Annotated in this window: 1 protein-coding gene; it reads right to left on the bottom strand. The window is 38.3% G+C overall.

Features of this window, described 5'->3' with window-relative positions; translation table 11 throughout:
* Positions 1-23: 23 nt before the first annotated feature.
* The coding region (locus tag DBR11_RS13140) for a GIN domain-containing protein (protein WP_199233834.1) at positions 24-621 on the bottom strand (598 nt) is incomplete at its 5' end.

Below are 621 nucleotides of genomic sequence, written 5' to 3'. Positions count from 1 at the left end.
TCTTTACCCCTATTTCTTTATCCTTATTTCGAAACCTTGCTCGAAGTTACAGCAATATTAACTGACTCTGCAAGCTGAGCATCCAGATCAGCATGAAATACAGGGCTCGATGAAACCGTTCTTAATGCTGCAAATTGATTTACATTGATTTGTGAAGCATCGGCGATTACCGATACATGACGTTCTGCAGATCCGCTTAGTTTCAACGAAGAAGCATCTTTGATCACTGTATATACATCCTGTGCAACAACATTCACATCTACTTTAGCATTGTCCTGTACAAATACCTGAAGCAATGGTAAGTTGAAACGGCCTGTTGATTTTACAACAGCATTTTCAGCAGCATCGATTCTTTTCAAATCGTTCACGGTTAAATACACGGTTGTTGTTTCATCACCAATAGAATTGATAAACAATTTATTCCCCTCTCTTTTGAAAGAAACTTTAGCCTCTGTTTGATCTGTCTCTACACGGAAACCTTCTTTAGTTCCCTGAGTTAAATACACTTTTACATTTCCAGTCACTTTGATCATTGTTGCACCAGAAACGCTGGAAACTGCTGAAGGATTTTTGTCGCCTTCTTTTGCAAAAGTGGCAAATGCTGATGAAGTTAAAACGATA

It is taken from the genome of Pedobacter sp. HMWF019, assembly GCF_003061025.1.
Taxonomy (GTDB): domain Bacteria; phylum Bacteroidota; class Bacteroidia; order Sphingobacteriales; family Sphingobacteriaceae; genus Pedobacter.
This window is presented reverse-complemented; position numbering and strand designations above follow the sequence as displayed.